The organism is Achromobacter xylosoxidans (assembly GCF_014490035.1).
Classification (GTDB): Bacteria; Pseudomonadota; Gammaproteobacteria; order Burkholderiales; family Burkholderiaceae_B; genus Achromobacter; species Achromobacter bronchisepticus_A.
Window position 1 is genome coordinate 839,088 of sequence record NZ_CP061008.1, and the last position, 12,502, is coordinate 851,589.

Genomic DNA, 12,502 nt, shown 5'->3' on the forward strand with positions numbered 1-12,502 from the left:
ACAATCCAAATTAACTCAAGTTAATTTCGGAAAATCCGAATTTTCTACAGCCTTCAAGCCATGTCCGCGCCCTTGAAAATCCAGCATCTGCGCCAGTTCCTGTTGGCGGCCGACCATGGCAGTTTCCGCATGGCGGCCGAAGGCACGTTCCGCTCGCAGGCAGCCGTGTCGGCGGCCATGCAGGATCTGGAGCAGCAGCTGGGCGCGCCGCTGTTCGAACCCGGCAAGCGCGCGCAGCTCACGCCCCTGGGCATTGCCGTGGCCCCGTTGTTCCGCGAACTGCTGTCCACCCACGACCGGGTGCTGGACGCGGCGCGTCAATTCGGCCTGGGCAGCCAGGGACCGGTGTCGCTGGCGGTGATGCCGTCGCTGGCCGACGAGTGGCTGCCGCGCCTGCTGGAGCGCTACGCGCGCAGCCACCCCGCGATCCGCATCCGCGCCGTCGACGAGTCCTCGCAGGACGTGCACCGCCTGGTGCTGAGCGGCGAGGTCCAGGTAGGGGTGGCGGGACAAGTACCGCGCACCACGGAAGTGGCGTTCGCGCCGGTGGCGCGCGACGCATTCGGCCTGGTGTGCCGCAAGAGCCATCCGTTGGCGCGGCGGCGCGGCCCCGTGCCCTGGTCGGCGTTGGCGGACGAACGCCTGATAGGCAATGCCACCTTCGACACGCTGAAGAACCGGCAACTGGGCAGCGCCATCGAGGACCCGTTCATGGTGGTGTCGAACCGCGCGTCGTTGCTGGCCAGCGTGTTCAGCGGCCTGGGCGTGACCGTGCTGCCGGTGCTGGCGCGGCCGGCGGCCGCGACCGGCCTGGCCTTCGTGCCGCTGGCCGAACCCACGGTCGAGCGCATCGTCGGCGTGCTGACCCGCAAGGAAGAAACGCTGCTGCCGTCCGTGGCGGCCATGCATGCGCTGGCCCTGCGTTCCTTGGCCCAGTTCACGCGCCGCAAGGGCGCGATCCTGGTATAGCGGCCAGGCGTGCTGCGGCGCTAGACGCCGCAGGCGTAGATCATGAACTGGCGGAAGGCCTCGGCGGGCTTGGCCAGCCGCGCTTGCGGATGCCACAGCAGCCCGGCCTCCATGGGCGGGACGGCGTCGGTAATGGGTACGGCCTCGATCTTGCGGCCTTCCAGCGACCACGGACGGTAGACCATGTCCGACAGCATCGTGACGCCGAAGCCATGCGCAACCAGCCCGCGCAGCGCCTCCATCGAACGGGTGCGGAACGCGATATCAGGCTGCAGGCCATGGGCGCGCCAATAGGCCAGCGCGGAGCGCTCGCCTTCGTCCATTTCCAGCAGGATGTAGGGATAGCCGGCAATATCGGCCAGCGACGGCGCCGACGCCTGCGCCAGCGGATGGCCGGACGCGGTCCATAGCTGCCGCCGCGAGCGCACCAGCACCTGGTTTCCGAAGCGCTCGCGCCGTTCCACGTTGGACAGCAGCGCCACGCCCAGTTCGACCTCGCCGCTGGCCACCGCGGCTTCGATCTCGGGCCGGTCCGGGTCGACCAGGTCCAGCTCCACGTCGGGATAGCGCCGCCGGAAGCGCGCCAGCAGATCTGGCAGGAAGTAGCCCAGCACCGTGTAGGACGCGGCGATCCTCACTGCGCCGCGCAGCGCATAGCGCTGGAAGCCGGGCTCGCGCAGGGCGTCGTCCAGCGAATCGAGCACTTCACGTGCGCGCTGGTGGAAGTTATGCCCTTCGGGCGTCAGGGTGACGCCATGCGGATGGCGGTCGAACAGGCGCACGCCCAGTTGCGCCTCCAGCGCCAGCACGGCATTGGTGACCGCGGATTGGGAGACATGCTCGTCGGCGGCGGCCATGGAAAACCGGCCGGTCCGGGCGGCGGCCGCGAAGTAGCGCAGCTGCCGCAAGGTGACGTCGTTAGCCATCTGTTTATCGCATACCTGATACCTGAATATATGAATATACGATAACCAGCCTGGTTCCTACACTGCGGCAAAACACCAAGAACCGGAACGCAGGAGACAAGCGTGGACACCCCCCTTTCCGCAGGCGCGGCCGATACCCATGGCCTGACGCTGGACGACAAGTACACCCGCAGCCAAGGGCGCATCTATCTGAGCGGCACCCAGGCCCTGGTACGGCTGCCGCTGCTGCAAAAGCAGCGCGACCTGCAGGCCGGCCTGAACACCGGCGGTTACATCTCGGGCTACCGCGGCTCGCCGCTGGGCGGGCTGGACCAGGCGCTGTGGAAGGCCAAGCGCCACCTGCAGGCCAACGACGTGGTGTTCCAGCCGGGCGTGAACGAAGACCTGGCCGCCACGGCGGTTTGGGGTTCGCAGCAGCTGAACCTGTTTCCGGGCGCGGCGCGCGATGGCGTGTTCGGCATGTGGTACGGCAAGGGGCCTGGCGTGGACCGGTCGGTGGACGTGCTCAAGCACGCCAATTCCGCCGGCAGCTCGGCGCATGGCGGCGTGCTGATGCTGGCGGGCGACGATCATGCCGCCAAGTCCTCGTCGGTGGCGCACCAGTCCGAGCACGTGCTGATCGCCAGCGGCATACCGGTGTTGTATCCGTCCAATGTGCAGGAATACCTGGACTATGGCTTGCACGGCTGGGCCATGAGCCGCTACACCGGCCTGTGGGTAGCGATGAAGTGCGTGACCGACGTGGTCGAATCCAGCGCTTCGGTGGAAGTGGATCCGGACCGGGTGCAGATTGTGCTGCCCGAGGACGCCTTGCCCGAAGGCGGACTGAACATCCGCTGGCCTGACACGCCGCTGGCGCAGGAGGCGCGGCTGCTGGATCACAAGTGGTATGCGGCGCTGGCCTATGTGCGCGCCAACAAGCTGAACCGCGTGGTGCTGGATTCGCCGCAGGCGCACTTCGGCATCATGACGGCCGGCAAGGCGTATCTGGACGTGCGCCAGGCGCTCAATGACCTGGGCCTGGACGAGGCCGCCTGTCGCGAGGCCGGCATACGCGTGTTGAAGGTGGGCTGCATCTGGCCGCTGGACGCGCAGGATGCGCGCGAATTCGCCACTGGCCTGAAAGAGATCCTGGTGGTGGAGGAAAAGCGCCAGATCCTGGAGTACGCGCTGAAGGAAGAACTCTACAACTGGCGCGACGACGTGCGGCCGCGCGTCTACGGCAAGTTCGACGAGCGCGACAATGGCGGCGGCGAATGGTCCACGCCGCGCGGCGGCTGGCTGCTGCCCGCGCGCCACGAGCTGTCGCCGGCCCTGATCGCCCGCGCCATCGCCGCGCGCCTGGAGAAAGCCGACCTGTCGGACGCGCTGCGGGCGCGCATCGCGGCGCGGCTGGCGGTGATCGACGCCAAGGAGCGCGAGGCTGCCCGCCCCACGCTGGTGGAAGAGCGCAAGCCCTGGTTCTGTTCGGGCTGTCCGCATAACACCTCCACCCGCGTGCCCGAAGGTTCGCGCGCGGTCGCCGGCATCGGCTGCCATTACATGGCGATGTGGATGGACCGCAAGACCGACACCTTCAGCCAGATGGGCGGCGAAGGCGTTGCCTGGCTGGGCCAGAAGGACTTCACCACTGAGCGCCACATCTTCGCCAACCTGGGCGACGGCACCTATTTCCATTCGGGGCTGCTGGCCATACGCGCGGCAGTCGCCGCGCACGCCAGCATTACCTACAAGATCCTCTACAACGACGCCGTCGCGATGACGGGCGGGCAGCCGGTGGACGGCGTGCTCACGGTGCCGCAGATCGCCGCGCAGATGCAGGCCGAAGGCGTGGTCCAGACCGTGGTGGTGACCGACGAGCCGGAAAAGTACGCCGGCGCCGCCGCGCTGCCGCAGGGCGTGGCAGTGCACCACCGCAAGGCGCTGGACGACGTGCAGCGCGCCTTGCGCGACGTCGCAGGCACGACGGTGCTGATCTACGACCAGACCTGCGCCACCGAGAAGCGCCGCCGCCGCAAGCGCGGCGAGTATCCCGACCCGCAGCGCCGCGCCTTCATCAATGAGTCGGTCTGCGAAGGCTGCGGCGATTGTTCGGTGCAATCCAACTGCCTGTCGGTCGAGCCGCTGGACACGCCGCTGGGCACGAAGCGCCGCATCAACCAGTCGTCCTGCAACAAGGACTTCTCCTGCGTGGAGGGCTTTTGCCCCAGTTTTGTCACGGCGGAAGGCGCGACGCTGCGCAAGCCGGGCACGGGCAGGAATCTCCCCGCGTTGGCCGAACCGCCGCAGCCCGACCTGGCGGAAATCCGCCCGCCAGGGGCCTACCGCGTGGTGATAGCGGGCGTGGGCGGCACTGGCGTCGTGACCATCGGCGCGCTGCTGGGAGCCGCCGCGCATCTTGAAGGCAAGGGCGTGACCGTGCTGGACATGGCCGGGCTGGCGCAGAAAGGCGGCGCCGTGCTCAGCCACGTGCAACTGGCCAATCGTCCCGCGGACCTGCATGCCACGCGCGTGGCGCTGGGCGAGGCGGATCTGGTCATCGGCTGCGATGCGCTGGTGGCGGCGTCGCCGGAAGTGCTGTCGCGCCTGCGGCCGGACCATGGCCGCGCCGTGGTGAACAGCAGCGCCGCGCCGACGGCGGCTTTCCTGTCGCAGCCGAGCTGGCGGTTTCCCGGCGCGCAGGCCGAAGCCGCGCTGGCGCGCAGCACGGGCGGCAATTGCGACTTCATCGAGGCCGGTCCGCTGGCCGAAGCTCTGCTCGGCGACACCATCTACGCCAACCCGCTGCTGCTGGGCTACGCCTGGCAGCAGGGCGGGCTGCCGCTGGCGCTGGACAGCCTGCGGCGCGCCATCGAACTGAACGGCGTCTCGGTCGAGAAGAACCTGGCCGCCTTCGAATTGGGCCGGCAAGCCGCGCATCATGGCGCCGCCGCGCTCAAGCCGGCGCCGCGAGCGCAGGTGATGGCCCTGCCGGAGTCCCTGGACGGCCAGATCCAGCGGCTGGCGCAACACGTGCGCGCCTACCAGGACGAGGCCTACGCCGCGCGCTTCCTGGAGGCGGTGGCGGCGGTGCGCGCGCGTGAGGCCACGTTGGCGGATCCGCAGCGTTTCGAAGTCACGCAGACGGTCGCGCGCAATCTCGCCAAGCTCATGACCTACAAGGACGAATACGAGGTAGCCCGTCTGTACGTGGACCCCGCCTTCAAGGCCCGGCTGCGCCAGCAGTTCGAAGGCGAGCCTGGCCGCGACTACCAGCTGCGCTATCACCTGGCTCCGCCCGCGCTGGCGCGCCGCGACGCGCGCGGACGCCTGCAGAAGCGCGCCTACGGTTCGTGGATGGGGCTGGCGTTTCGCGCGCTGGCGCCCATGAAGCGGCTGCGCGGCACCTGGCTGGACGTGTTCGGCAAGACCGCGGAACGCCGCATGGAGCGTCAACTGGCGGCCGACTATCTGGCGCTGGCCGGGGAGTTCTCGCGCACGCTGGACGCGGCCAATCGCGCCACGGCGCTGGAACTGGCCGCGCTGCCGGACACGATCCGCGGCTATGGCCATGTCAAGGAGCAAAACGTCGAAGGGGCGCGCGCGCGGGAAGCCGGGCTGTGGGAGCAGTACCGCGCACCGGCGCGGGAAACGCTGGCGGCCTGAGTGGCTCGTGGCGTCAAGCCATCTGTTCGAGCAGCACGCAGTTGCGGCCGGTCAGCTTGGCCTTGTACAGCAACTCGTCCGCGCGGCGCGACAGGTTCTCCAGCGCCGCCGTATCGCCGCCGCGGGCATGGGAGACGCCGAAACTGGCGGTCATGCTGAAGGAGGAACCGCCGTCGGCGCGGATCCGCGTTTGCGCGATGCTCAGACGCATGCGTTCCGCAATGTCCCGGACGCGGTCCGGATTGCGGCTGCGGCACAGCACCGCGAATTCTTCGCCGCCCACGCGCGCGACCACGTCGGATTCGCGGAAGGTCGTGCGGCACAGGTGGGCCACGGTCTTGAGCGCTTCGTCGCCAGTGGCATGGCCGTGCGTGTCATTGATGGACTTGAAGTGGTCGATGTCGAACAGGATGAAGCCCAGGCCGTCCTGCGCGTCGTTGCGGATGTCGTCCAGCGAAGCTTCCAGGCGCTTCTCGAAGGCGCGGCGGTTCAGCAGGCCCGTCAGGAAATCCGTTTCGGCCATGATGGCGAGGTCTTGAATCAGGCGGTCGCGTTCGAGCTCCAGCTTGCGCACGGCGGCGGCGTTGTCGTTGAGCACGTTCAAGGCCTTGAACATGCCGTTCACTTCGCCGCGGTATTGGTCCGCCGGAATGGCCGGCACGTCGCCGCCTTTTGCGATCGCGCCGATGATGTTCGTGGCGCGCACGAAAGGCCGGATGACGCGCTTGCGGAACATGGACAAGCCGATGATCAACGCGGCGGTGAGCATCGCGGCGGCCGCCAGGGTGGTCAGCAGCACGCGGATCGCGGCCTGGCGGTTTTCGCCGATGCGCCGCTCCACTTCATTGAGCATCAGGTCGCGGAACCGGAGGATGGACTTCATGCGCGGCACATAGTTCGCGCCCAGTTCGTACATCGATACCAGGGATTCTTCGGGCACCCGTTCGGCCATGGCGCGCACGCTGTCGAGGTAATTCATGCCGTCGCCGAAGTACTGCTGCTGCAGTTCGCGGTAGGCGAGGGAGGAGGCGTATCGCGGCATGCTGGCGATGTTGGCGTCGATCAGCGCGCGTAGTTGGTCGATGCGGCCGATCACGCGTTCTATCCGCAGCTGGTCGCTGGCGGTCAGGGTGCGGCGCTTGCTGAGGGCGGGCGCGAACGTGGAGCCGAGCAGGCCGGCCTGTTCGCGCAGTTCGCCGGCCAGCAGCGCCAGCGACAGCAGGTCGAAGTCTTCGCCCTGGTTCCGGGCGATCAGGCCGATGCCGTCGGACATCGCGGCGCGCAGTTCGGGAACCACCGCGACCATGTCGCCGACCACTGTCGACAGGTTGTGGCCGGAGGTGTGGGCGCGGGGCGCGGCGATGGCTGCGTCGGCGCTGGCGCGGGCGTTCAACAGGGACTCGCGGATGCGCTGGATGTTGGTGAATTCGCGGGCGCCGTTGGGATTGAGGGGCGCGCGGTAGAGCGCAAGCAGGTCGGCGATCTGCGCATTGGTGTGCTGGCGGGCTTGGTCCAGCGCGTGCAGGATGTTTTCAGGGACCGGCAGGTCGGAACCCAGCGCCGAGTTCATGGGGCCGCGTTCGGCGGATACGGCCTCCATCGTCATCAGGGTCGTGCGGACCACGACGAAGCCTCTCAGGGCGTCGTCGGTGGCGGCCAGCGACCGCCAGTTCTGCTGCACCACGATCACGGTCAGCATGGAAACCGGCAGCGCTACGCCTGCAGCCAGTGTCAGGAAATACCTTTCAAGGGATTTGAGAGCAAAGACATTGCGGAACATGCGTAAACATCGGCTCGGAACAATGACTGGTGGCCGGAGGTTACTTGAAATGCGCTACGCATAAGCATTGTTTCCCCTCCACATTCCGACAGGTGGAAGTTTGTATCGCATTAAATCGCATAGTCTCATTTCCGAGCGCATTGCATCACTCTATTGCGAGTCCTCACATTGCGTTCGCCGCCCGCGCGCGGCGGGCGGGTCACGGCCGCGCCACGGGCAGCTTTTCCAGCGCGTCCTTGAAGTCGGGGTACTCCTTCAGGAAATCCAGGCTGCGCCCGAACCGCTTGAGCAGCTGTTCGTCCACCGTCAGATTGAGCACGGTTGCGCCGTCCCACAGTCTGGGCCGCTTTTTCACATGGATCAGCACCTTCTCCGTGAACTCGCGGTAGGAATCGTGCGGCTCGCATTGGTCGTAGTCCGTGGCGACGCGTTGCGCCAGTCCGGCCTCCAGGCCTGCCTGGCGCGCCTTCTCCTGCAGCCACGAGGCGGGCAGCGTCTGCAGACTGCCGTCGCGGTAGCCGCCGCCGACGTCCGAATGGGCGCCGATGAACCAGCGCTGCTCGACCGGATGGTCGGGCGGGCGCGGCTCGGAGTTGGCCAGACGGGTCCACAGGGTCGGCGCATACGGTTCGCGGAATTCGTTGGTGGCGATGGCGTGATAGGCGTGATGGACGTGGTTGCTGAGTTCGGTGTCGTGGAAGTTGTAGAACCTGGAGAAGCCCGGAAAAGGAATGCCGCCCACCGGTATGCCCAGGCTGCCGACCGTGTCCCAGACGCCGACGAAATGCACGTCGGTCTCGCGCGAAAAATTCAAGCGGAAGGTCGCGGCTTCCAGCGAGGAGGGGATGCAGTCGTCGCGGTAGAGCGCATAGGCTTGTTCCACGTTGCTGTCGGAAGGATCGTTCAGCAGGCCGCATTTGCGCACCATGCCAGCCAGGCTGCGGGCGGAGTAGGCGCCGCGGCTGAAGCCGAGCAGGAAGATGCGGTCGCGCGGTTCGTAGCGTTGGCAAAGCCAACGGTAGCCCGCGCGGATGTTGGCCGACAGTCCCGCGCCAAAGGCGCCGCCGGCGAACTTGTCGATGGCCGCCCACAGGCCCTGGCCCTGCGTGCCCACGCCTTCGATGTAGAACGTCTCCTGCGTGGAGGTCTCGGGCGCCGCCTTGTAGAGTTCGTAGACGTTGGTGCGGTCATTGGGTTCGTTCCAGGTCCCGTCGAAGAATACGGCTAGATTCTTCACCATGATCGTTCTCCACAGATTGAGTCTTGCAATGAATCTGCTTGCTGGCATGGCCCGCGTCGTGCGCGACGGTAAGCTAGCACGGCGTTCAGACGCCGCCGGGTGCGTGGTTTCCCTGCTGAACGGACATACACCGCTTTTTTGACTAGCTAATTGGTAGCAATCCATCGCCCCGGTCAGGTTTGCAGGGCGGCGCGGGTGCAGCAGGAAAGTTTCACTACATCAAAAGTTGCAATCCTCATGACAAGCATGGCTAGGCCCACATGCGTTGGCGGCCTCGGCGCGCATGGAGTATGTTGCGGGCAGGGCGGCCGCGGGCCGCGCATTACCTGAGTAGATGTACATGGGACGTTTAGCCATATTGGGCGCCTTGCACGAAGAGATCGCCGACCTGCTGGCGGCGATGGACCCGGGCGCCGCCATCCATCGCATTGCCATGCGCGACTTCCACGTCGGCACCTTGTGGGGCACGCCTTGCGTGATTGCGTTGAGCCGGATCGGCAAGGTGGCCGCGGCTGCGACCGCCTCCATCGTGATCCAGGAGTTCCAGGCGTCGCGGGTGATCTTCACCGGGCTGGCCGGCGGCTTGCATGAGGATGTGGCGGTGGGCGACGTGGTCGTGGCCAGCGGGCTGATGCAGCACGACATGGATGCGCGGCCGCTGTTCGGGCGGCATGAGATTCCCTTGTTGGGGCGCGAACGCTTCGATGCGGATCCGGTTCTGAGCGGGCGGTTGCTGGAAAGCGCAGGACAGTTCGTGCGCGGCCATGCCGGCTTGCCGGCGGAGCAGGGCGCACGGCCGCCGCGGGTGCATCATGGACTCATCGCCACCGGCGACGTCTTCGTCAACAGCAATGACTATGCGCACCAGCTACGCCAGCGCCTGCCCGATGCGCTCTGCCTGGAAATGGAAGGCGGAGCGATGGCGCAGGTCTGCTACGAATTTGGCGTGCCCTTCGCGGTGCTGCGGGTGATTTCGGATCAGGCCGATCACGCCGCGAAGGCCGACTTCACTGACTTCCTGGTGAACCTGGCGCGGGTCTACACCGCCGGCATCCTGGCGCCCCTGCTGAAGTCGGGCGCGCTGCGGGATGCCTAAAGCCGGCGCTTGTCAGCGGCCGGTGTCGGGGTAGTTGGGGCCGGCGTCGTGGAAGCCGCCCTCGCTGTAGGGATTGACCGCGCCGGGATGGGGCGGGCCGCCATTGCCTTGCGCGCAACCGGCCAGGACCAGGGCCGTGGCCATGAGAGTAAGCAAGCGGGTCAGGGCGGATTTCATGATGGTCTCCTGCGCGTACCGCTGTTGCGGGGCGCTGCTGATCTGTCTTGGTTATTTTACGCCTCGGCGCCAGTGGCGGACCTGGTCTTGCGTTTGGTCTGCGGCGCCGCGCAGCGCTGCTGATAGGCCTGCACCTCGCGGGAACTCGCCGCCTGGAAGTAGGGGTGCGGATGGCGGGCTTCGCGCAGCGCGTCGTGCATGCGCCCGCCCCACACGCATTGCGCCTCGGCCTGGTTCCAGAGCCGGGTGGCCAAGCCTTGCTGGCCGTGGCGCCACAGCGCCAGGCCGTAGTCGGCCACGATTTCCTCGTCGCGCGGAATCTCGCTGTAGGACTGCTTCAGCAGGTCCAGCCCGCCGTCGATGTCGCCCTTCAGGGCCAGGATCCAGCCCAGGGTTCCCAAGTTGTAGGGGAGCGGGCCGGCGGTGGCTATCGATTGGCGCGCTTGGGTTTCGGCTTGCGCCAGGTGATCGGGAAAATCCGCCAGGTAATAGGCGATGCTGTTGGCCCAGTCGGGTTCGTCGCGCAGCGGCGTCTCGGCCTGGCGGCGCTGCAATTCCAGCGCGTCCTCCAGCGCCAGGGCGGGCATGCCCAGCAGGCGTTCCAGCTTGAACCGTGCGCGCAGCACATCGCGATCCACGGGCGCGGATCCTGAGCGGGCGCGTTCCAGCCATAGGCGCGCCAGGTCGGCGCGGCCGGCCATCAGCAGCAGGTTGGCCATGTCCAGCTGTTGCTGCGGCTCTGCGCCGCAGGCGGTGGCATCCACCAGCTGCAATGCGCCCGCGGCATCGTCCTGGCTGAACTTGCGGTTGATGGCGTCCAGCTCGTCGAAGCACTGGCGGTTTTCCGCCGCGCTCGCTTCGGTGGATATCGACAGCGTGGCGGCGGGCTGGTCGTGGGTGAAATAGGCGGTATTGCCCTGGGCGGTGGTGTACCCAAGGTCCACCCATTGCTCGCCCCAGCGCACATGCATGGTCGTGACGTAAGGCCAACCTCCCAGCGGCTCCTTATCCCCGCCGCGCTGCAGCTGGAACACACTGCCCCAGGCGCCGCTGCCTATGCGCCGGATCAGGGTGAAGTCATCGGCGGAATGCGCCTCGCGGGTCCAGATCCAGGCGCTGCGGCCCAGCGCGTCGGTGACGCCGTGCACGATGCCGTCGTGGTCGGGCGTACCCTCGATGGACTGGTCATTATCTGTCAGGAACAGGCGGTATGGCGTATTGGGAGCAATGGCGCCGCCGCGGCTGTTGTCCAGCCTCAGGATCAGGTAGCGGCCATGTTCCCCCTTGCCATACTGCGGCATGCCCTGGGGCGGGGCCGCGGGCGTGCTGCGGGTGGCGGGTTTCCGGGAGGACGAGCCGGCGGCGGCATAGGCCGGCAGAGCCGCCTGGGCAAGCGCGAGCGCGCCGGACAACAGCAACGGGTACAGCCTGGATTGCGGAAGCGTCATGGGTGCTGCTTGAGGTCTGAGCGAGAGAGCCTGAGAGACAGGCGGCATTCTCTCAGAGAACGCGTTGTGCCGCTGGTTCGCGCGCAAACACGGCGGCAGCGAAGGATCGGATGCGGCGGACGCGGTCCTGTGGCATTCTTGCGCCCGCACCCCGCCGCCGCATGCGGCGCATTCCTGTTCCATGATGCCGAGAGTCTTCCTGCGGTTCTGTGATTTCCTGCTGCTGTCCGCCGCGGCGGCGCTGTTCGGCGCTTGCCTGACTTCGGTGCTGAAGACCGATGCCTACGGCTGGATGATTCCCGACGCGCCGTACCTGTACGGGCCATTCGAGTTCTATGTCGATGCCGCCTTGGCGGGGCTGGCGGGCCTGCTGACGCTGGCGCTGGCCGAGCGCGCGGCGCGGGTGCGCCGCTCGGCCGCATGGCGGACCGCGGCGACGCTGGCCGCCGCGTTGGTCGCGCTGTATCTGGCGCCGCCCGAGCCTCAGGTGTTCGGCAACACCTGGGCGCCGGGCGAGGCCACGATGGAACTGTTCGTGGCGCAGTGGCGCATGGTGCTGCCGATTGCGTTCGCCGTGCTGGGGTTGCGCCTGGGATTGCGGCGCGTGCTTGCGCGGTCCGCGGCCTAGCCCTGCTCCAGCCGGTAGAACTGCTGGCTTGCGATCAGCGTCGCGCCGCAGGATGTCTTCATGCCTTCCAGCGCGGTGCGGCGGTCCGAACTGACGGCGGCCGCGCCTTCGACGATGGTATGCGTGCCGCTGCACTTGGGGCAGGTGACGCGATCGCCCAGCCGGGCCATGGGCTGGCCGAAGATCATGACTGTTTCGTCGCCCGTGACGACCACTCCGCCATGCGAGGTGCGGTCGCCCTTGCGTATCACCGATAGCTGCGCCATGGCTGCCTGTTGCCCTGTCAGTTTGGTTATGTGTGCTTACAGATAGGTGCCGTCCGGGGCCTGCCGCGGCGTGCCGGTGACGAAGGTGCCGTCGGGCGCCATGCGGACCGGGCCGTCGCCGCCCAGGTAGCGGCCGTCAGGCGCGCGCTGCGGCTTGCCGGCAACGTAAGTGCCGTCCGGCGCGCGCGTGATGGGCCCGCCGTCGCCGACGTAGGTGCCGTCGGGGCAGCGGCGCGGCTTGCCATTGATGAAGCGGCCGTCGGGCATCATGTGGAATGACTTGTTCATCGCGCATCCTTGTCCTGGGGAACCCGCATGATATCCAGG

11 protein-coding genes are annotated in these 12,502 nt (G+C 67.4%); 4 read left to right on the forward strand and 7 right to left on the reverse strand.

Annotation, left to right across the window (positions count from 1 at the left end; translation table 11 throughout):
* The first annotated feature begins 60 nt into the window (after nt 1-60).
* On the forward strand, nt 61-969 hold the full coding sequence (locus IAG39_RS03920) for a LysR family transcriptional regulator (RefSeq protein WP_118931578.1): 909 nt from the start codon (nt 61-63) through the stop codon (nt 967-969).
* 20 nt (nt 970-989) lie between these two features.
* Here IAG39_RS03920 and IAG39_RS03925 read toward each other — a convergent pair whose 3' ends face one another.
* Nucleotides 990-1,895, reverse strand: coding sequence for a LysR substrate-binding domain-containing protein (locus IAG39_RS03925; RefSeq protein WP_118931579.1), 906 nt, complete (start codon nt 1,893-1,895; stop codon nt 990-992).
* A gap of 102 nt (nt 1,896-1,997) precedes the next feature.
* Between IAG39_RS03925 and IAG39_RS03930 the strand changes: the two genes are divergently transcribed.
* Entirely contained in the window at nt 1,998-5,540 is a 3,543-nt protein-coding gene (locus IAG39_RS03930; protein WP_118931580.1) for an indolepyruvate ferredoxin oxidoreductase family protein, read from the forward strand.
* Nucleotides 5,541-5,553: 13 nt separating this feature from the next.
* Here the strand turns inward: IAG39_RS03930 and IAG39_RS03935 are convergent, their stop codons facing one another.
* A complete protein-coding gene (locus IAG39_RS03935; protein WP_223283279.1) occupies nt 5,554-7,239 on the reverse strand; it encodes a sensor domain-containing diguanylate cyclase in 1,686 nt (561 codons plus the stop codon).
* Nucleotides 7,240-7,519: 280 nt separating this feature from the next.
* A complete protein-coding gene (locus IAG39_RS03940; protein ID WP_059371243.1) occupies nt 7,520-8,560 on the reverse strand; it encodes a DUF2235 domain-containing protein in 1,041 nt (346 codons plus the stop codon).
* Nucleotides 8,561-8,900: 340 nt separating this feature from the next.
* Between IAG39_RS03940 and IAG39_RS03945 the strand changes: the two genes are divergently transcribed.
* Complete coding sequence (locus IAG39_RS03945; RefSeq protein ID WP_118931590.1) at nt 8,901-9,656, forward strand: 5'-methylthioadenosine/adenosylhomocysteine nucleosidase; 756 nt, start codon at nt 8,901-8,903, stop codon at nt 9,654-9,656.
* Nucleotides 9,657-9,668: 12 nt separating this feature from the next.
* On the opposite strand, the gene IAG39_RS03950 is transcribed toward IAG39_RS03945, so the two are convergent.
* Together IAG39_RS03950 and IAG39_RS03955 are read right to left on the reverse strand one after the other, a co-directional pair.
* Nucleotides 9,669-9,833, reverse strand: coding sequence for a hypothetical protein (locus IAG39_RS03950; RefSeq protein ID WP_165867768.1), 165 nt, complete (start codon nt 9,831-9,833; stop codon nt 9,669-9,671).
* A 56-nt stretch (nt 9,834-9,889) separates the two neighbouring features.
* Nucleotides 9,890-11,281, reverse strand: a complete 1,392-nt coding sequence (locus tag IAG39_RS03955; RefSeq protein ID WP_223283280.1) for a tetratricopeptide repeat protein — start codon at nt 11,279-11,281, stop codon at nt 9,890-9,892.
* A 181-nt stretch (nt 11,282-11,462) separates the two neighbouring features.
* On the opposite strand from IAG39_RS03955, the gene IAG39_RS03960 reads away from it, so the two are divergent.
* Nucleotides 11,463-11,909 (forward strand): hypothetical protein, encoded by a 447-nt coding sequence (locus tag IAG39_RS03960; RefSeq protein ID WP_306635395.1) that lies wholly within the window; start codon nt 11,463-11,465, stop codon nt 11,907-11,909.
* Here the strand turns inward: IAG39_RS03960 and IAG39_RS03965 are convergent.
* Nucleotides 11,906-12,175: a PAAR domain-containing protein gene (locus tag IAG39_RS03965; RefSeq protein ID WP_042795237.1), complete on the reverse strand. Its 270-nt coding sequence runs from the start codon at nt 12,173-12,175 to the stop codon at nt 11,906-11,908. The genes IAG39_RS03960 and IAG39_RS03965 overlap by 4 nt on opposite strands.
* 36 nt (nt 12,176-12,211) lie before the next feature.
* On the reverse strand, nt 12,212-12,463 hold the full coding sequence (locus tag IAG39_RS03970) for a hypothetical protein (protein ID WP_059371245.1): 252 nt from the start codon (nt 12,461-12,463) through the stop codon (nt 12,212-12,214).
* Between the last annotated feature and the right edge of the window lie 39 nt (nt 12,464-12,502).

Coding starts and splice junctions, on each gene's coding strand:
- IAG39_RS03945 (WP_118931590.1), top strand. CDS start 8,901: ATGGGACGTTTAGCCATATTGGGCGCCTTGCACGAAGAGATCGCCGAC.
- IAG39_RS03970 (WP_059371245.1), bottom strand. CDS start 12,463: ATGAACAAGTCATTCCACATGATGCCCGACGGCCGCTTCATCAATGGC.
- IAG39_RS03955 (WP_223283280.1), bottom strand. CDS start 11,281: ATGACGCTTCCGCAATCCAGGCTGTACCCGTTGCTGTTGTCCGGCGCG.
- IAG39_RS03960 (WP_306635395.1), top strand. CDS start 11,463: ATGATGCCGAGAGTCTTCCTGCGGTTCTGTGATTTCCTGCTGCTGTCC.
- IAG39_RS03965 (WP_042795237.1), bottom strand. CDS start 12,175: ATGGCGCAGCTATCGGTGATACGCAAGGGCGACCGCACCTCGCATGGC.
- IAG39_RS03935 (WP_223283279.1), bottom strand. CDS start 7,239: ATGCTGACCGTGATCGTGGTGCAGCAGAACTGGCGGTCGCTGGCCGCC.
- IAG39_RS03940 (WP_059371243.1), bottom strand. CDS start 8,560: ATGGTGAAGAATCTAGCCGTATTCTTCGACGGGACCTGGAACGAACCC.
- IAG39_RS03920 (WP_118931578.1), top strand. CDS start 61: ATGTCCGCGCCCTTGAAAATCCAGCATCTGCGCCAGTTCCTGTTGGCG.
- IAG39_RS03925 (WP_118931579.1), bottom strand. CDS start 1,895: ATGGCTAACGACGTCACCTTGCGGCAGCTGCGCTACTTCGCGGCCGCC.
- IAG39_RS03950 (WP_165867768.1), bottom strand. CDS start 9,833: ATGAAATCCGCCCTGACCCGCTTGCTTACTCTCATGGCCACGGCCCTG.